At 41.8% G+C, this 17,005-nt stretch carries 17 protein-coding genes; 13 read left to right on the top strand and 4 right to left on the bottom strand.

Annotated features, from left to right (window positions below; genetic code table 11):
• Positions 1-286 precede the first annotated feature (286 nt).
• The 3 genes from ACXJY6_RS00235 to ACXJY6_RS00225 all read left to right on the top strand — a co-directional run bounded on the left by ACXJY6_RS00235 (position 287) and on the right by ACXJY6_RS00225 (position 4,049).
• Complete coding sequence (locus tag ACXJY6_RS00235; protein WP_458766718.1) at positions 287-1,615, top strand: anaerobic C4-dicarboxylate transporter; 1,329 nt, start codon at positions 287-289, stop codon at positions 1,613-1,615.
• A 150-nt stretch (positions 1,616-1,765) separates the two neighbouring features.
• Positions 1,766-3,370: an ATP-binding protein gene (locus ACXJY6_RS00230; protein ID WP_458766717.1), complete on the top strand. Its 1,605-nt coding sequence runs from the start codon at positions 1,766-1,768 to the stop codon at positions 3,368-3,370.
• Entirely contained in the window at positions 3,363-4,049 is a 687-nt protein-coding gene (locus ACXJY6_RS00225) for a response regulator (protein WP_456051106.1), read from the top strand. Before ACXJY6_RS00230 ends, ACXJY6_RS00225 begins: the two co-directional genes overlap by 8 nt.
• Positions 4,050-4,106: 57 nt before the next feature.
• Here the strand turns inward: ACXJY6_RS00225 and cynS are convergent, their stop codons facing one another.
• Positions 4,107-4,547 carry a cyanase gene (gene cynS / locus ACXJY6_RS00220; RefSeq protein ID WP_456051105.1) on the bottom strand — a complete coding sequence of 147 codons (441 nt, stop codon included), beginning with the start codon at positions 4,545-4,547 and terminating at the stop codon, positions 4,107-4,109.
• Between the two features lie 328 nt (positions 4,548-4,875).
• On the opposite strand from cynS, the gene ACXJY6_RS00215 reads away from it, so the two are divergent.
• The 8 genes from ACXJY6_RS00215 (at position 4,876) to ACXJY6_RS00180 (ending at position 10,813) form a co-directional block, all read left to right on the top strand.
• Complete coding sequence (locus ACXJY6_RS00215) at positions 4,876-5,439, top strand: isochorismatase family protein (protein WP_458766714.1); 564 nt, start codon at positions 4,876-4,878, stop codon at positions 5,437-5,439.
• A 262-nt stretch (positions 5,440-5,701) separates the two neighbouring features.
• Complete coding sequence (locus ACXJY6_RS00210) at positions 5,702-6,103, top strand: DUF2170 family protein (protein WP_456051103.1); 402 nt, start codon at positions 5,702-5,704, stop codon at positions 6,101-6,103.
• Positions 6,100-6,783 carry a PspA/IM30 family protein gene (locus ACXJY6_RS00205; RefSeq protein ID WP_456051102.1) on the top strand — a complete coding sequence of 228 codons (684 nt, stop codon included), beginning with the start codon at positions 6,100-6,102 and terminating at the stop codon, positions 6,781-6,783. Before ACXJY6_RS00210 ends, ACXJY6_RS00205 begins: the two co-directional genes overlap by 4 nt.
• A gap of 103 nt (positions 6,784-6,886) precedes the next feature.
• Positions 6,887-7,912, top strand: a complete 1,026-nt coding sequence (locus tag ACXJY6_RS00200; RefSeq protein WP_458766712.1) for a potassium channel family protein — start codon at positions 6,887-6,889, stop codon at positions 7,910-7,912.
• Positions 7,913-7,920: 8 nt separating this feature from the next.
• Entirely contained in the window at positions 7,921-8,553 is a 633-nt protein-coding gene (locus tag ACXJY6_RS00195) for a YjfK family protein (protein ID WP_458766711.1), read from the top strand.
• A gap of 42 nt (positions 8,554-8,595) precedes the next feature.
• Positions 8,596-9,012, top strand: a complete 417-nt coding sequence (locus ACXJY6_RS00190; protein ID WP_458766709.1) for a DUF350 domain-containing protein — start codon at positions 8,596-8,598, stop codon at positions 9,010-9,012.
• A gap of 16 nt (positions 9,013-9,028) precedes the next feature.
• Positions 9,029-9,643 carry a DUF1190 family protein gene (locus ACXJY6_RS00185; RefSeq protein ID WP_456051098.1) on the top strand — a complete coding sequence of 205 codons (615 nt, stop codon included), beginning with the start codon at positions 9,029-9,031 and terminating at the stop codon, positions 9,641-9,643.
• Positions 9,644-9,646: 3 nt separating this feature from the next.
• Positions 9,647-10,813 (top strand): glutathionylspermidine synthase family protein, encoded by a 1,167-nt coding sequence (locus ACXJY6_RS00180; RefSeq protein WP_458766707.1) that lies wholly within the window; start codon positions 9,647-9,649, stop codon positions 10,811-10,813.
• Positions 10,814-11,435: 622 nt separating this feature from the next.
• On the opposite strand, the gene ACXJY6_RS00175 is transcribed toward ACXJY6_RS00180, so the two are convergent.
• The 3 genes from ACXJY6_RS00175 to dmeF all read right to left on the bottom strand — a co-directional run bounded on the left by ACXJY6_RS00175 (position 11,436) and on the right by dmeF (position 12,903).
• Positions 11,436-11,546, bottom strand: a complete 111-nt coding sequence (locus tag ACXJY6_RS00175) for a TMEM165/GDT1 family protein (protein WP_456051532.1) — start codon at positions 11,544-11,546, stop codon at positions 11,436-11,438.
• 62 nt (positions 11,547-11,608) lie between these two features.
• Positions 11,609-12,025, bottom strand: coding sequence for a MarR family winged helix-turn-helix transcriptional regulator (locus ACXJY6_RS00170; protein ID WP_456051093.1), 417 nt, complete (start codon positions 12,023-12,025; stop codon positions 11,609-11,611).
• Positions 12,022-12,903 (bottom strand): CDF family Co(II)/Ni(II) efflux transporter DmeF, encoded by an 882-nt coding sequence (dmeF, locus tag ACXJY6_RS00165; protein ID WP_456051092.1) that lies wholly within the window; start codon positions 12,901-12,903, stop codon positions 12,022-12,024. Before dmeF ends, ACXJY6_RS00170 begins: the two co-directional genes overlap by 4 nt.
• Positions 12,904-13,807: 904 nt before the next feature.
• Between dmeF and ACXJY6_RS00160 the strand changes: the two genes are divergently transcribed.
• Positions 13,808-14,251 (top strand): MerR family transcriptional regulator, encoded by a 444-nt coding sequence (locus ACXJY6_RS00160; protein WP_456051091.1) that lies wholly within the window; start codon positions 13,808-13,810, stop codon positions 14,249-14,251.
• On the top strand, positions 14,248-16,968 hold the full coding sequence (locus ACXJY6_RS00155) for a heavy metal translocating P-type ATPase (RefSeq protein ID WP_456051090.1): 2,721 nt from the start codon (positions 14,248-14,250) through the stop codon (positions 16,966-16,968). The genes ACXJY6_RS00160 and ACXJY6_RS00155 overlap by 4 nt, the downstream gene beginning before the upstream one ends.
• Positions 16,969-17,005: the final 37 nt, after the last annotated feature.

Below are 17,005 nucleotides of genomic sequence, written 5' to 3'. Positions count from 1 at the left end.
TAGTTCAGTTTCGAATAACTCGTACCAAGATAACGAAATAAATACGACCAAGAGTTAATCTAGCAAATCTCCAGAATCACTAAGCCAACGACTCTGCTTTTCGTCACAACAGACTTCGCATGTGTACAAAAGTTACAAAACATTCAAAACTTACAATATTTTTCCACGCTCATTCTGTAATTCTAAGAATTGTTACACTGAAAACCATGAACCCTATGAGCTTTCACAGAAGCCATTTGGAAGACTGTCGTTTACAGCGAATCACAATAAAGGTGAGGGAAAAATCATGCTATACCTCGAGTTTCTGTTTCTATTAGTCATGCTCTATATGGGCTCACGTTATGGTGGCATTGGGTTAGGTGTCGTCTCAGGTATTGGCTTAGTCGTGGAAGTATTTATCTTTCGAATGCCACCAACTTCCCCTCCTGTTACAGTGATGCTGATCATTCTCGCAGTAGTCACTTGTGCTTCAATTCTTGAAGCGGCAGGTGGACTGAAGTTCATGCTTCAAGTCGCTGAACGAATACTCCGAAAAAACCCAAAAAACGTTACGCTCATTGCACCGTTTGTCACCTACACCATGACGTTTATGTTGGGTACTGGTCACGCGGTGTATTCGATTATGCCGATTATCGGAGATGTCGCACTGAAGAATGGGATTCGACCTGAACGTCCGATGGCAGCCGCTTCTGTGGCATCGCAAATCGCCATTTCTGCCTCTCCGATATCGGCCGCGGTGGTGTATTACCTTGCTCAACTTTCAAACGTTCAAATGGATATCACATTGGTATCGATATTGATGGTGACAATTCCTTCTACATTGATAGGAACCTTATTGATGGCGCTTTATAGCGTTCGAAGAGGCAAAGAACTCGACGATGACCCAGAATATCAGCGTCGTTTAAAAGATCCGGTTTGGCGTGAGAAAATTCTAAAAACGACCGCGACAACACTGGATGAAACATTACCAGCCTCAGCGAGAAACTCAGTGCTTATTTTCATTACAGCGCTATTAGTCATCGTCGCAATTGCAATGATACCGGAAATTAGAACTGTGGTAGATGGCGGAAAACCAATCAAGATGTCAGTAATCATTCAGATGATGATGCTCTGTTTTGGCGGAATTATCTTGTTAGCGACTAAAACCGACCCTCGCAAAGTACCGGAAGGCGTTGTGTTTAAATCGGGCATGGTCGCCGCCATCGCCATCTTTGGGATTGCTTGGATGTCTGATACCTACTTTAAGTTTGCACTTCCACAATTCAAAGAAGGCATCATTGGCATGGTAACCGACTACCCATGGTCATTTGCGTTGGCACTCTTTATTGTGTCGGTTGTGGTTAACTCTCAAGCCGCAACCGCTCGTATGATGTTGCCTGTTGGTATCGGCTTAGGGTTAGAGCCTGCATTACTGATTGGGATAATGCCTGCAATCTACGGCTACTTCTTTATTCCGAACTACCCTTCTGATATCGCAACCGTTAACTTCGACTCTTCAGGCACAACAAAAATCGGCAAATGGTACTTTAATCACTCGTTTATGTCGGTTGGTATTATTGGCGTCGTTTCCGCCTGTATTGTCGGTTATTTACTTGGACAACTATTCCTCGCGTAACCTTTGTTCCATTTATCGATTTAGGGCTCATTTTGAGCCCTTTTTTTATGAAAATTCCTGATTCAAAGCAAACTGCGGCCCAAATAAATCCAGATATACTGTGTGAGCTCGTTACCATCTATTGAGTGACGCTACTGATTGAGATCGCACATGAAATTAAAAAGTTATCTGGCAATCACGACCATTTCAACCTCCACTTTTATGGGGCTCATCGTCACCCTTGCGATTCTAGTGTTACTTCAAAGCTCTCATCAAGACGGTTTTAAAGCTCGAGGACTCGAATTGGCACGAGTTCTCGCTCACAATCCGATTGTCATTAACGCGGTTAACGCTAAAAACCACAATCAGCCATATGCGCTACAAGACTACATAGAAAACATCCGAAAGAGCACCGATGCCTCTTACATCGTTGTGGTTGATAAAAACGCCATCAGATTGAGCCACCCCGTCATTGAGCGGTTGGGTAAACACTTTATTGGTGACGACATTTATCCCGCGTTAGAAAACGGAGACGAATACAGTAGCCTAGCATCGGGGTCACTAGGAGAAGCAATACGGAACTTTTCTCCCATTCGATTAAATGGCGAAGTGATCGGTGCCATTTGTATCGGCTATTTATCCCAAAAAACGTCGAGCCTACTGTGGCAGAAATTCAGTGATGTTGGCTTGCTGATTGGAGCAGTGTTTTTACTGGGACTAGCCACGATCATCGCCTTCGTTTACAAAATTAAGCGCACATTTTTAGACTACGAACCCGAATTTATCGTCAACAAGTTTCGTGAGCATGAGATGATCTTCGACAGTATTCGCGATGCGATGATAGCCATAGATAGTGATATGAACATCACCACCATCAATGACAGCGCAATACAACGACTATCGATGGGAGTATCCGACCGCTATCATTACGTTAATCACCCTTTGTCTCGTTATTCTGCTGCGTTAAGCCACTTAGTATTATCAAAACAGCACCAGTTTCACCAAGGAGATTTCTCAATTGGTAAATTTTCTTATCAAGCCAATATCTATCCAATTGATACACCAAAAGGCCATCTGGGGCACGCTATTGTTTTTTTCCCAAACCTCAAGCAAAACGAGCTCGAGAGAGAAATAAACTCACTTAAAAGTTATACCGAGATTCTGCGCAGTAAAACCCATGAATACTCGAATAAACTAAATGTTATTTCAGGGTTACTTCAAACTCATAAATACGATGCCGCCATCGACTATATCCAAATGGAAACCGACCGCTATCAACATGTCCTCGGAAGTATTGTCCTTTCAATTACCGATAGTACAGTGGCGAGCTTACTGCTAGCGAAGTTTAATAAAGCATCGGAAATCGGAGTTCGATACACCATTGATGGCGATTCGACACTCTCAAACTATGAAAAAGACACATCCGAAAAGCTCGTCACCATCATCGGCAATCTGGTTGATAATGCAATATTAGCAGCGTGGCAAAATCGAGAAACCACAAGCCCAGAGGTCAATATTTACCTGAGCGACCGAAGTAGCCAGCTAATTATTGAAGTTCAAGACAGTGGTTGTGGAATAAGCTCCACCATCGCTGAACATATTTTGGAGTTTGGCGTCAGTTCAAAAACAGAAGATGGACAATGCGGTATTGGGTTGTACTTAGTCAAACAACTTGTTGACTACTTCAAGGGAAGCATTGAGTGGGAACGAACGGAAAACCAAACCACCCTTTTCAGTATTTATCTAAATAAGAGTGATGTTGAAAACCATGAATAAATACACAGTAATGATTCTAGAAGATGATGTTCGAGCCAGTTACACCCTCGAATCTACCATCAATCAACACGCGGAATTTCGAGTGGTTGCAATCAGTGAGCGCTGTTTTGAAGCTCTAGAGCAATTTAAGCTTTATCAACCTGATTTGGTTTTTATCGACATCACCTTACCCGATGGAAATGGCATTGATGTGATGCGCACACTTCGTGAACAGAATGCGGCATGTGACTTTATTATGACAACAGCAGAACGAGACACCGCTGTCATCGAACAGGCCGTTCACCTAGGAGTAAATGACTACCTAGTCAAACCCATACGAATGTCTCGTGTGCATCATGCATTAGATAATTTTTACCAATACAAACAACGCTTGACCACATCTGAAGCCCCTGACCAGGGCGCGATCGATCAAATTTTGGGGAAAGTTCCTGTAAGTTCTACCCGAACCACCCCAAAGGGCATCGACGCAACCACACTGGCATCAATGAGAACAATCATTAATAGTGAACAATTGGAAGAATTTTCTGCCAGTGACATTGGAGAACAAATGAATGTGAGTCGAGTTACGGCTAGGCGGTATCTAGAATTCTTAGAATCGCAAGGCGAAATTCAATTAGTCTTAAAATACAACACGGGCGGGCGTCCACAAAGGCTGTATCTGCCAACAGTACGATATTGACCTTTAAAGTGGTATGACTGCTCACACGCTACAGTCATACCAATACATTACGCTCAGTTACCACGCTTTGTAGGGTAGGAATTTACCGTTCATGGTAATCACAACACGATCACCTTTTGGGTCTTCAACTTTATCTACATCCATACTAAAATCGATTGCACTCATGATACCGTCGCCAAACTGCTCTTGAATAACTTCTTTTAAGGTATCACCATACACGCCAACGACTTCATATAGTCGGTATATCAATGGATCTTGTGGCACAGATTGATCCCAAGTCTTCGTTGGGTAAGCAGTAAGTGCTGCATTCGCTCCCTCAGGCAATTCAAGAAAAGCACAAAGCTTATCTGCAATATCCTTCGGCATACTATTCATTCCTAAGCACGCTGAAGTCACCCATACACATCCCATACCCAATTCATCAGAGATTGCTTGCCATGATAAGTTGCGCTCATGTTTAGCTATTACTATTGCCTCTACGACTTCTTCCTTTTTCATTTCATCTCCTTATGTATCAATACGCTGATATCTAGTACCACCAAAAACCGAAGCAAACCACGTGCCATTTATAGAATAATAAAAGTTATAAATAACAACATGTTACATAGTAAGGATGTGTCGTTTTGAATGAAACTTCAGAAGTTGGGCAATATTGCACTTTTATGGTCACAACGCGGTATAATATATTGCCAACGCGCCATGACGATGTGCTCTATTTATGGGCTAATCCTTCTCATGAAAAGTATGAGCTAGAGTCTATTAGTGAGGAGTTGGTTCCATCAAGCAACACCAATCAGGATATTCCTCAACTTCGGAAAAAACAGCGATGTTAGAAATTATGAAAGAAGAAAAAGAAGTCTTATTAATTATCGATATGCAAGTCGGATGTTTTAAAACGCCAAGGTACGACAGTGATGGGGTTATTTCTAGAATCAATCAAGTTTCGCAATATTTCCGACTAAACAATATTCCTGTCGTTTTTATCCAACACAATGGCGTTAAAGAAGACTATTTGTTGCCTGGAACAAACGACTTTGACATCGTTAAAGAACTCGTTATTGATTCCAAAGATTATATTGTTGAGAAGAAAGCCAACGGTGCATTTTACAAAACAAAGTTAAAAGAGCTACTCGATGAACTCGATGTCAGTACGCTTTATATTACTGGACTAGCGACTGATTTTTGCGTCAATGCAACGATTCATTCCGCACTGGTAAGTGACTATAATATCGTTGTTATTTCCGACTGCCACACCACGGCAGACAAAATCGACTTTCAAGCCCGTGATATTATTCGTTATCACAATTTCATTTGGTCAAACCTCACGCCAACGCAAGGAGCGATCCAATTAAAAAATCATCTCGACGTAATCTCTGCCTTAACTATCTGAGATTCGGTTAGCAACATTTCGTCATTTTCTTGCTCCATTTAGTTTACACGAATGAATCCGACATCGGAGCACATCTGTTTTAGAGGACAGTGATATTAGTAACTTAATAAGATTGAATATACCAGAGAGCTAAGAACGAGATAAATCTGTTATAGGTAAGACAATTTCGGCCTACAAGCTTGAATTTCCAACCTAAAATAACTATTTTATTTCAATAACGTACGTTTTTCACAATGTTTTTCACAATAGATATGGTGCAACTATGATTTGTCAATCTCCAGATCTAATCTCAGCGCTTAGTGAGCATGATGGTTGGGTAGTTAAAGAAAACGAAAATACAGTCGTCATTACCAACGAAGATAACATCGAGGCTTTCCTCGCCATATCAGGTGAGCAGATTCTCGTTGAGGTTCTTTTATTTGGTAAAGACCAAGTGAACAACCCTCAAGCACTTAACGATTACGTGCTAAAGACACATAAAATGTTCCCTCTTACCACCGTCGGTATCAACGAAATTGGAGGTGATGAATACTATGTTGCTTTTGGATCTCTTTCCTCTCAATCCAAACTAGAAAGTGTCGTAATTGAAGTCGCCACCTTGTTTCGTAACGTCGAAGCATTCATTGAATTATATCAAGAGTTTTTAACGGAGAGCGGGCAATGAGCGTTTGGAAAAAACTATTCTCTGCGGTAAAAGGCGGAGCAAATGAAGCAGCAGAATCGATAGCGGATAACCAAGCATTGCGTATTCTCGACCAAGAGATTCGAGAAGCAAAATCAGAGTTACGACGTTCAGATGAAGCTTTAGTTAGCATTATTGCTAAGCGTAAATTATCACAAAATAAAGTAGACGCGTTTACTCAAAGCATTACTGAATACGAAAACCACACCCGCTCAGCGATGGAAAAAGGTCAACAAGAACTGGCGTTAGAGTGTGCGCAAAAAGTGGCGAACTTAAAGAATGAACAAGAAGCCGAAAATACGTACTTAGAGCAGTTCAAGGCGTCAGCTGCCAGCATGAGTTCAAATATTGCACAAGCAAAAGATAAACTACGTCAATTAGAACAACAGGTTGATGTCGTCAAAGCAAACGAAGCGGTTCAGAAAGCTCAATCTGCGGTTTCCGCAACCAATGTGGGCGCGAATGCGAAAATGCACACAGCCGTAGAATCTCTAGATCGAATCAAGAAGCGTCAGGAAGAACGGTCAGCGCAACTTGAGGCCGCAGCTGAAATGGCCGACGAAGCCTCTGGCAGTTCTTTAGACAAGAAACTCGCAGAAGCGGGGATCACATCGAGTTCATCATCAGCAGAAGATGAGTTAGCTCGTATTCTTGGAAAATAAACTGCCGTTTGAGAAATGAGAGCGCCTAAACAGGTGCTTTCATTGATTCTACACATGCCATAAAAATGTTCCTATCGAGCGTTTTTTACAAGAGGGAACGGATATGTCGCTATGGTTGGCTGTTCGCCAATGGACGGTTCGTCACTTAGGTCAATTAACAGGAAAAAACCTTGTTATCTTGCTCGTGAGCTATATCTCTGCAAGTTGGGGATTACTGTACCTCACTGGAGAGTCAGACCTTACTCATTCATTCAGTGTTTTCATCTATTATTTAGTCGTAACGGCTTCTACGGTTGGGTATGGCGATTTCTCTCCCACCACCGACATGGGCAAATGGGTCACATTGCTCTTTGTTATCCCTGTCGGATTAGGAATATTTGCGATAGTTGTTGGTCAAGTTGCTAGTGTGTTAGTGGAGTCTTGGCGAAAAGGAATCAAAGGTAAGCGGAGCCTTAAAATGAAAGATCACATATTGGTACTTGGGTGGAACGAGAAGCGCACATTAAACATGCTCGACATGTTATTGCATGAAGAAAAAAATAAACGCCCGATAGTATTGTGCACCAACACAGAAATAGAAAATCCGCTACCTGGTGTCATTGAATTTGTCTCTGTTCCAAGTTATGTCGATAGCTCAGAAATGGCACGCTCAGGCATCGCTCACGCCAGTGTTATCATTATCGACACCCCTGAAGACGATGTAACATTGAGCGCTGCGTTATTTGTGAGCGGACAAAATACCAATGCCCATATCTTGGCATACTTCAACAACGAAGAGCTCAGTAATCTGCTCAAAACCCATTGTCCAAACGTTGAGTGTATTCCTTCAGTATCAGTAGAGATGCTTGCTAAATCTGCGATCGACCCCGGGTCTAGCTCTCTTCATCAAGAGCTACTCAGTACGACGACCGGCATGACTCAATATTCAGTGGTCTATCCTGATAATGGTTCAACTACCTTCGACATTCTGTTCCATGCTTTTAAGAAGCAACATGACGCGATCCTCATTGCTGTAGATGGTGGGAATGGCCTTCAAATCAACCCAGGTTTAAGTACTGAGGTTAACCAAGGTATGACTCTATTTTATATCTCGGATGAACGTATTGATAATGTCAATTGGCCGAAGTAGGAAAGACAATGTTTGATTGGTTGAAAAAGAAAGAACAGAAAACTCAGCCCGAAAGCGCACCTGAAGTGCTCGGGATGCGTTTAGGTGGCGCGATTGAGCTCGACGATTTGAAATTTCGCCTTATCGAGGACTCATTAACGATTGAAGGTGCGGCTCGAACTCAGCTAATTAAAGCCGTGGGCGTTGTCGAACTCGACGGGCAAACTCGGTTACTGCGTTATTATACTGATGACGATGGCTATTTTCAGGTTCTGCAAAACGGCACAACCGACGCTGATATTGTTGAAGTGAAATTGGTTTATTTTTACGAAACCAAGCCTATCGACACCGATACTCAGTGGGAAGCTTGGCTATCCACCCATTTAGTGGCTGCCAACCAATCTCTGGATGACCAAGTATTTTACAAAGCTTGGGATAATGAACGCCCTGTCGCGATGACGGAAAAAACATGGTTTGAAGATGGAAGCATAAGCGCCACCGATCAGTTTGCCATGGTATATGAAAGAGAAATCACCCCAGAGTTGTTTGAAGGGTTGCAAGTCATCGCTGAAGAAAAAGTTGAAAATAATCAATTACAAAGGAGCATCGTACTGAGCACAAGCATCGATGTTTCCCCAACAGATTTCAGAGTCATTGGTTAATAATGATTTTAGATTAAGACTACATTTATCAAAGGAGTTAGTATGCAATTACTCATAGATTCTATTGGGAACATCGGAGCATTTTTACTCTACTTTATTGTCTCATTGGGATTTTTATTACTCTTTAAAGTCGTTTACGTTCGCATCACACCGTACGATGAGTGGGCGCTGATTAAAGATGGAAGAAATATATCCGCAGCTATTGCGCTTGGTGGTTCGATCTTAGGCTATTGTTTGGCCATTTCTGGTGCCGCAAGTAACTCGGTCAATATTGTTGATTTTGCCGTCTGGGGTGTTGTGGCCTTACTGGCTCAAATTATGGCGTTCTTCATCGTTCGCTTTACGTTTATGCCTAAGATTTCTGAACGAATTGAACTGGGTGAAATCCCTGCGGGTATCGTCATGGCTGCGACATCAGTGTCGGTTGGATTATTGAACGCCGCCTGCATGACTTACTAATAGGGAGATTGTGAGGATGAAAAAAACCAAACACATTTCTCTCGATAGAATGCGCAAAACATGGCGTCCTTTCGCGCAGAACACACTGTCTGTCGCAGTTGTATCTGCAATGATCGCTGGTTGTGGTGACTCTGAAGAAGCAGTGATTTACCAACATGTCGATGATTGTATTAGTGATAACCCTGATTTTGCTCAACAATGTAAAGCAGCTTACGAATACGCGTTAGAAGAAGCCAGCCGAACTGGACCAAAATACAATACTGAAAACGAATGTATTCAAGAATTTGGCAACAACTCTTGTGTTCAAGTTAACAACTCGAGTTGGTTCATGCCAGCCATGACCGGCTTTATGTTTGCTCGTATGATGAACAATAATCGCCCATATTACTCACAGCCGATGTATTACTCACGTTATCCCGGCAGTATTTTTTATGATCGCTGGGTCACGTCTGATGGATACGATTACGGCTCGAGTAAATCTCGCCGCTCGACCATTAAAATTGGCAAAGATCAGATTAAGCCTAAACCAACCACGACTCGAACCATGTCTCGTGGTGGATTTGGTTCAACGGTATCGGCAAAATCAAGTTGGAGCAGCAGTAAGTCAAAGAGCAAAAGTTGGGGTGGTTAATTTATGCTGAGAGTTAGCGCAAAAGAGAGAAAGCACTGGAAAGCGCTAGCCAAGGAGTATGGGTTTGGTTTTCATTCTGTTTACGAAGACCCATATTGGGATGAAACGGCCTACTATCAGTTTACGCTCGAACAAATCGAGAAAGACATTGAAGATCCAACTGAAGAGATCCACCAAATGTGCTTACAAGTGGTGGATAAAGTGGTCTCCGATGACTATTGGTTACAAAAATTCCAAATTCCAGAACCCATGTGGGAAAATGTCTTAACGTCTTGGAAACAAAAAGAGTCATCATTATATTCACGACTGGATTTTGCCTATGATGGAAAAGGCGCGGCAAAGTTATATGAAAATAACGCCGATACGCCGACCTCTTTATATGAAACTGGATTTTGGCAATGGCTGTGGCTTGAAGATATGGTAGATAGTCAGCAAATTAGGCGCGATGCTGACCAATTTAATTTGCTTCAAGAACTACTCATCGAACGTTTCCATAAGCTCGCACTGCAACAACCAGGTCAAACCCTACACTTTAGTTGCTGTAAAGATACCGTCGAAGACAGGGGCACAGTGCAATACATCGAAGACTGTGCCTTAGAAGCAGGCTTATCAACCGCTTTTGTGTTCACAGAAGATATCGGCCTCAATAATAAAAATGAATTTGTTGATTTGAATGATCATGCGATTCGTTGGATGTTTAAGCTCTATCCGTGGGAGTTTATGTTTAGGGAGCAATATGCACCGAACTTGAAAGAAGCCAAAGTTAACTGGCTCGAACCAATGTGGAAATCCATCATCAGTAATAAGGCGCTACTGCCGTTACTATGGAAAATGTTTCCAAATCACCCGAATTTAATTCCCGCCTTCTTCCCTGATGACAAGCAAATTAGCACCTTAGGTGACTATGTCATTAAACCACTTTTCGCACGTGAAGGGGCCAATATTTCAATTGTGGAAAAAGGAAAGAAAACGCTGGAAACCGATGGTCCATACGGTGAAGAAGGTGTGATCTATCAGGCATATCATCCATTACCCAAATTTGGCGACAGCTATACGTTAATCGGCAGTTGGTTAGTCAACGATAGACCAGCAGGAATGTCGATCCGAGAAGACACATCAAGAGTCACACAAGATCTGTCGCGTTATATTCCGCATATTATTTTAGATTAAGATGTCGAACTAACCATACCTTGATAAACGTACGTAACCATTATTTGATTCAATACAATTTCAAGGTATGGTTGTTTTTACAACAACTGTTGAAACAACCATATATTGATATTTACTATCTGAATAATTTCAAATGGTTATAAAAAAACAACCGTATGTTGATATAACCATAAACAACCATATATTGATATTTTTGTGAAAAACTCTTAATTTGCTGTAAGAAACTTTCTTTCAAATCATTTAGGAAATTCTAACATGTCACGATTGTCTACCACGTACCCCCCGAAAGTTCATTAATGTGAGGGCCACCTTTCTTCCCCTTTGACTTATGTCACTCCTAGCTAAGTTCCACCGAAAAGCAATTTAACAATCGAATATTCTAATACAGCCTATAAACTTATTTCTGAATATTTGTGTGTCAGTGATATTGCTAAATTAGCGTTCAACGGATTAGTCGTAGTAATGGAAACCAATCAAGATAATAATTTGTAGTTAGTTAGGCAACTCAATATAACTCCCAAATAAGCAAACCACTCACAGCAAGAAAAACGAGGCCACCTAATCTATGTAATAAATCTATGTTCCAACGAGATAACAGCTTACGCCCTACGTAAACTCCGATTCATGATGTCGTAGTTAACGCTAGGGTCGCCCCCAACCAAACTAGCATCGGAACTTGAGATGCACTCATGGTTACAACGGTAAGTTGAGTTATACCTCCGAGTTCTGCAATAAACAGTATTCAAACATAGACGTTGCAACGTCCGGAGAGAAGCTGATAGGCTTCGAAATTATTTAGAATTCTCTATTCATTTTCGTTAACGTTGCAATGAGCTTCTCTTCATCTTCTGACTCAACATTTATAGTTAAGTCTTTGACTAAGTCTAGGTGGAGTTGATTATGTCTCAGGTGTATTTGTTGGCCCTTATCAGTTAATGCCACAACAATAGCTCTACGATCTTCAAGGTGAGGAAGACGTTCAATTAAGCCTGCGGTTACCAACTTATCAACCTGAACAGTAAGTGTACCTGTAGTAATACCTAGTTTGTCTGCCAACTCTTTCATTCTCATCTGTCCATGGACACCGAGGACTTCTATGGTATGCACTTGCGCAAGAGTATAACCCGTTTCTTTTACAACTGATTGTTCCCACGAAGACATCTTGTCGTAGAATTCAGTAAGTAGCTGATTTAAGGTTTCTAGGTTTTTCATTTTTTATGCGCTTCTATGGTGAGATGATTAATCCTATCAAATCGAGATAGTTTTTGCTTAAGTTCATCTACTGAGAAAGTATCATTTAATGATATAGTCAAGGCAGCACTGTAATGATGACCACTTATCTTCCATATATGTAAATCACTCACCTCTCCATAATGCGATAACTCAATTAAAACTTGCTCACGGTATTCTTCTTCAATACTTTCATCTAATAGGATAGGACTTGTCTGACGAAGAAGATTGTACGTCCACTTGGAAATAACCAGAGCACCAACCATACCCATAATTGCATCTAACCAACTCCAACCATAAAACTTACCGAATAACAGCGCTACAATGGCTAACACAGAAGTTAGCGTATCAGCTAATACATGCAGATATGCTGCACGAAGGTTGTGATCATGATGATGGTGATGAGAATGTTCAGAGTGATGATCACTAAGAAGGAACATGCTGGCTAAGTTGACAACTAAACCAAGAAAGGCGACTAAGATAGCTTCGTTAAACTGAATAGCATGCGGATTAAATAAACGGTTCGCAGATTCAACAAACATCAGTATGGCAACAATGCCAAGAGCAAGAGCACTTGTATAACCACCGAGCACACTTACTTTTCCAGTACCAAAAGAAAATCGGCCACTGTTTTCATGCTTTTTGGCATAACTGTAAGCAAACAAGGTGATACCAAAGGCTGCTGCATGTGTTCCCATATGCCAACCATCAGCCAACAACGCCATAGAGCCGTAAACACTACCAGCAGTGATCTCAATGAGCATGGTTATGAGTGTAAGCAATAACACATAATAAGTACGCTTTTCGCCGTGATGGTTGTGCGCAGAAAATTGATGGTGATGTTTTAGTGAAGTATCCACAGTATTTCCAATTAATTTGATGACCAAACTATTTGTACATCAATGTAATTTGAAATTCAAACTATATTAACGCGTTTATTTACTCAATCACCACGAAACATACGAAACAAGTTTTTCCAATCCAAACTAGAGGGGGATGGAAAAAGCTATTTTTCTCTAACAATAAACGGGGTACTTCCGAGTTATGAAGTGCCAACTGTAAGGGTTCTGGGCAGAACAATGTTCAGTCACTTTTACCGCAGTGCTTGTTGCTGTGATCATCCCTTTTCCTCGTCCGGAAATTTATTCTGTATCGATAGACACACAAATTATTGCATTACAATCGAGTAGTGCTGCTTTCTTTTTTAGTTCATTCATCACTTGTCCTTTTAAGTATTCAAGTTTATTTATATATGTCTGGGATAACGTTACGGGATATAAGCATCGTTGTCGCTCAAACCCTGGCTGACTATGTTTGCAGGAATTCACTGCGAACAGCATTGATAAAATGGATAACTTTTAATAGGGCTAAAGTGTATGAACAGGATGTGAATGAGTAAAAGGTCTAACACATGAAGTGGGATTTCCGAGTCCGCTATACACAGTTGGACAAAAGCTTGTTAGTCAAATCCATTGCTCGAACTTGTCACTAGGCAATTATCATCTGGTAATTTTGCCAATGTAACAAACTACTCCTTGACCCATGTGTTACAAATAGGTTGTAGAATTAATCCAACTTGAGATTAAGGAAAGTACTATGGGTTGTTGTAATAAAGCACCGAATGGGGGAAGCAATAACCTCAAGCTATTAGTAAAGGTCACACTGATTATGTTTGCGATCATTTTTTTTATAGCTTTTTTATTAGGATAATTACCTCAGATAAATTCTACATCCGATACTTCAACACGGCCTGGAGAATTAAATATGTTAACAAAGGAAATTGCGAGAGTTGTGGGCGTTACTGCTGAAACCGTTCGCTTTTATACCAGAAGGGGTCTGCTGTCTGCCGAGAAAGACCCTAACAATGGCTATAAAATATATCAACCGAGTGCGGTAGATAGGTTACGTTTTATCACCCATGCTCGGAAAATTGGCTTTAGCTTAAATCAAATCGAAGAAATCATCGAGTACTCGCAACAAGGGAAAACGCCGTGCCCAAAAGTACGTAAAATGTTGAGTCAGAAGATATCTGAAACGAGGCAAAAAATCCTAGATTATGAAAAGCACCTTGTCTTAATGGAAGAAACTTATGCTGAATGGGAAAATGAACCCGATATGGTCCCAAACGGAAAAGCCATATGCTGCCTGATAGAAGGTTGGTCTGATAAGCATCCATTGACTGAAGAGCCCGAGGAAAAATCATCATGAAAACACAAGAATTTTCTCTCACGTTATCAGGTGTCAGTTGTGGGAAGTGTGTAGCAAAAATCATTTCTGCATTAAAAGAAAGTGATCCTGATGTTTCTCTAACGATAAATGAAAGTAAAACCAAAGCCCATGTTATCACGACACTGACACCAGAAAACACCATCAGGCTGGTCGAAAATACAGGGTATTCTGCTGCGATTCTTACTCGCCATCAATACGAAACATCGGTCGCGAACGTTGCTTGTAAAGGCTGCGCTAAAAAAATAACAAACGCAATTAAAGCCTTAGAAGCCAATGCAGATGTATCAGTAGACATTGAGGCCCAAAGGCTAGTTGTCACCAGTCATTTAAGTGGTGTCGAAATCGAAAAAGCTCTGGATGACTTGGGGTATAACGGCGAAGCCATACAACCAGAAAATGTTAAAGTTACCGCAGGTAACGTTGAAGATAGCGAACGTCAAAAGGCACAAGTCGCCGCTCACCATTCAGTAAATCTAGCATTGATGGGAGTTACGTGTGCCAGTTGCGTTAACACCATCGAGACCGCTCTTAACTCTCTGCCTGGTGTTGAATCAGTTGATATTAATTTTGCCAACCGCACCGCCTCCGTTCGGTCAGAACATTCAGTTGATTCTCTAATTCAGGTGATTCAAACGTCTGGTTATGATGCCAGTGAAATCGTCGATGAAGAAGTGGCAGGTGATGCTAAAACAGAACGAGAGGCCAAAGAATACCTGACAAAAATACAGCACTGCATTATCGGACTCGGGCTTGGCGTTCCATTAATGGGATATGGCCTGATCGGCGGCCCAATGAATGTCAACACACCATCACAACAAATCATTTGGTTTGGCGTTGGACTGCTCACCTTTTGGATATTACTAAAAGCAGGTAAACACTTTTTCACTGGTGCATGGAAAGCATCTCAGAACCGAAATGCCAACATGGATACCCTTATCGCACTGGGTACAGGTACCGCTTGGCTGTATTCAATGATAGTGGTTATCGGACCTGAGTGGTTACCCGAAAGCGCAAGGCATCTCTACTTTGAAGCAAGCGCAATGATCATCGGCCTAATCAACTTGGGCCAAGCGCTAGAACTTAAAGCCAGAGGAAGAACATCACAGGCCATCGCACGTTTACTTGCTTTACGAGTAAAAACGGCCATCGTCATTCGAGAAGGACAAGAAGTTTCACTTCCAATTGAACAGGTCATCGTTGGTGACAAGATTCGAGTCAGAGCAGGTGAAAAGATTCCTGTCGATGGTGTTCTGATCGAAGGCCAAACGACAATCGATGAATCGATGTTAACCGGTGAACCAATCCCAGTAGAAAAAAAACTGGGCAGTAAAGTATCGGCAGGCACCATTAACAACCAAGGTAGCTTCGTCTTTGAAGCTCAGAACGTTGGCAGCGATACCGTTCTAGCTCACATTATCAACATGGTCTCGAATGCTCAGAACTCAAAGCCACCAATTAGTCAATTAGCGGATAAAGTGTCGGCCATCTTTGTACCGACCGTGATGATTTTATCTATTCTTACCGCCTTAGGTTGGTACAACTTTGGACCGCAACCCATACTTATTCATATGGTTGTTGCCGCAACTTCCGTCCTAATCATCGCGTGTCCCTGCGCTCTCGGTTTGGCCACACCAATATCAATAATGATCGGTGTCGGAAAGGCGGCTGAAATGGGTGGACTAATTCGAAACGGTGAAGCACTTCAAAGAGCAAGTGAATTGGATGTCGTTGTATTAGATAAAACTGGCACCATCACACAAGGTAAACCTGAAGTTACTCATTTTTCTACCTTTTCAGAAGATGATGTATTACCTCTGGTTGAAGCATTGGAAAAAGGGGCTAACCACCCCCTTGCTAACGCGCTAACCAGTTATGCCCAAACTCATAAGTCACCTTCTCATACTGAGCATAAGATATCCGAATTTCAATCTGTAACCGGCATGGGTGTAAAAGCCTCATACAAGGGTAAAAAGTTGTTATTAGGAAATAAAAAGCTGATGCGTCAATACGGCCTAGACATACAAAATACGGCTAAAGATGCGATGCTATGGGAGCAAAATGCCAATACAGTGGTGTACTTTGCAATAGATAACACCATAAAAGCTTTGTTCGGTATCAGCGACCCAATTCGAGAGGATGCACAACGTGCGATTCAGCGCTTCCATGAACAAGGGATTCGTGTCGTAATGCTCACCGGTGACAATGAAAACACAGCAAAATCCGTCGCCAGTCTTGCGAACATCGACGAGTTCTACGCAGGATTGATGCCCGAAGACAAACTCCGTTGGATCAAAGAACTACAGAATAAAGGAAAGGTCGTCGGGATGGTCGGTGATGGCATTAATGACGCTCCTGCACTTGCTCAATCCGATGTCGGCTTTGCCATCGGCAGTGGCACAGATGTGGCGATTGAAAGCGCTGATATCACCTTAATGAGAAGCTCTTTGCATGGAGTGTCTGATGTGATCGATATTAGCAGCGCAACCATGAAAAACATCAAACAAAACTTGTTGGGAGCATTTTTATATAACAGCTTAGGGATCCCTATTGCGGCTGGGTTACTCTTCCCATTTACCGGCTGGCTTCTCAGCCCGATAATAGCCGGAGCAGCCATGTCTTTATCGTCGGTTACGGTCGTCACTAACGCGAATCGCCTGCGTTTATATGTGCCAAAGCAAGCCAAAGTTGGAGGTTAACATGTTGGTAAATATCATAGGGATCGTTACTATTTTA

This window comes from Vibrio phycocola, assembly GCF_054404255.1.
The sequence above is the reverse complement of the archived record's forward strand: the minus strand, read 5'-3'. Positions and strand labels throughout refer to the sequence as shown.

Coding starts and splice junctions, on each gene's coding strand:
- ACXJY6_RS00155 (WP_456051090.1), top strand. CDS start 14,248: ATGAAAACACAAGAATTTTCTCTCACGTTATCAGGTGTCAGTTGTGGG.
- ACXJY6_RS00215 (WP_458766714.1), top strand. CDS start 4,876: ATGTTAGAAATTATGAAAGAAGAAAAAGAAGTCTTATTAATTATCGAT.
- ACXJY6_RS00235 (WP_458766718.1), top strand. CDS start 287: ATGCTATACCTCGAGTTTCTGTTTCTATTAGTCATGCTCTATATGGGC.
- ACXJY6_RS00185 (WP_456051098.1), top strand. CDS start 9,029: ATGAAAAAAACCAAACACATTTCTCTCGATAGAATGCGCAAAACATGG.
- ACXJY6_RS00205 (WP_456051102.1), top strand. CDS start 6,100: ATGAGCGTTTGGAAAAAACTATTCTCTGCGGTAAAAGGCGGAGCAAAT.
- ACXJY6_RS00180 (WP_458766707.1), top strand. CDS start 9,647: ATGCTGAGAGTTAGCGCAAAAGAGAGAAAGCACTGGAAAGCGCTAGCC.
- ACXJY6_RS00225 (WP_456051106.1), top strand. CDS start 3,363: ATGAATAAATACACAGTAATGATTCTAGAAGATGATGTTCGAGCCAGT.
- ACXJY6_RS00200 (WP_458766712.1), top strand. CDS start 6,887: ATGTCGCTATGGTTGGCTGTTCGCCAATGGACGGTTCGTCACTTAGGT.
- cynS (WP_456051105.1), bottom strand. CDS start 4,547: ATGAAAAAGGAAGAAGTCGTAGAGGCAATAGTAATAGCTAAACATGAG.
- ACXJY6_RS00160 (WP_456051091.1), top strand. CDS start 13,808: ATGTTAACAAAGGAAATTGCGAGAGTTGTGGGCGTTACTGCTGAAACC.
- ACXJY6_RS00195 (WP_458766711.1), top strand. CDS start 7,921: ATGTTTGATTGGTTGAAAAAGAAAGAACAGAAAACTCAGCCCGAAAGC.
- ACXJY6_RS00190 (WP_458766709.1), top strand. CDS start 8,596: ATGCAATTACTCATAGATTCTATTGGGAACATCGGAGCATTTTTACTC.
- ACXJY6_RS00210 (WP_456051103.1), top strand. CDS start 5,702: ATGATTTGTCAATCTCCAGATCTAATCTCAGCGCTTAGTGAGCATGAT.
- ACXJY6_RS00230 (WP_458766717.1), top strand. CDS start 1,766: ATGAAATTAAAAAGTTATCTGGCAATCACGACCATTTCAACCTCCACT.
- ACXJY6_RS00170 (WP_456051093.1), bottom strand. CDS start 12,025: ATGAAAAACCTAGAAACCTTAAATCAGCTACTTACTGAATTCTACGAC.